Here is a 671-nt window from a genome sequence, read left to right as displayed (position 1 = left end):
CTCGAAGATGCGCTCCTTGTCCTTGTCGGAGATGCCGATGCCCTGGTCGGTCACGGCGATCTCGATCAGGTCCCCGCCGTGCTGCGCGACCGAACGGACCGCGATGCCCACGCGGGTGCGGGCGGGCGAGTAGTTGACCGCGTTCTCGACCAGGTTGCCGAGCGCGGCGGCGAGCTGTCCACGGTTGCCCCAGACCCGCAGGCCTTCGGCGCCCGCGGCGGCCATGGTGATCTCCTTGGTGCCCGCCTGGTGCCGGCACCGGTCGACGGCCTCGGCGACCAGTTCCCCGACCGGGACCGGCTCGGCGTCCTCCAGCGGGTCGTCGTTCTGCACGCGGGAGAGGTCGATCAGCTCCTGCACCAGGTTGGTCAGCCGGGTCGCCTCGATCTGCATGCGCCCCGCGAACCGCTGCACGGCCTCGGGGTCGTCGGAGGCGTCCATCACGGCCTCGGACAGCAGGGACAGCGCCCCGACGGGGGTCTTGAGCTCGTGGCTGACGTTGGCGACGAAGTCGCGCCGCACGGCCTCGATGCGGCGGGCCTCGGTGAGGTCCTCCACCAACAGCAGCACCAGCCGGGAGCCGAGCGGCGCCACCCGCGCGGACACCGCGAGGGCCTCGCCGCGTCCGGTCCCCCGGCGGGGGAGGTCCAGCTCCACCTGCCGTATCTCGC

At 72.7% G+C, this 671-nt stretch carries 1 protein-coding gene; it reads right to left on the bottom strand.

Going from position 1 to position 671, the window contains the following annotated elements; all coding sequences use genetic code 11:
- Positions 1-671 (bottom strand): cell wall metabolism sensor histidine kinase WalK (locus LPA54_RS34455; protein ID WP_228984579.1); only part of this gene is annotated, 671 nt, incomplete at both ends.

It is taken from the genome of Streptomyces sp. DH12, from assembly GCF_020873895.1.
Classification (GTDB): Bacteria; Actinomycetota; Actinomycetes; order Streptomycetales; family Streptomycetaceae; genus Streptomyces.
The sequence above is the reverse complement of the archived record's forward strand: the minus strand, read 5'-3'. Positions and strand labels throughout refer to the sequence as shown.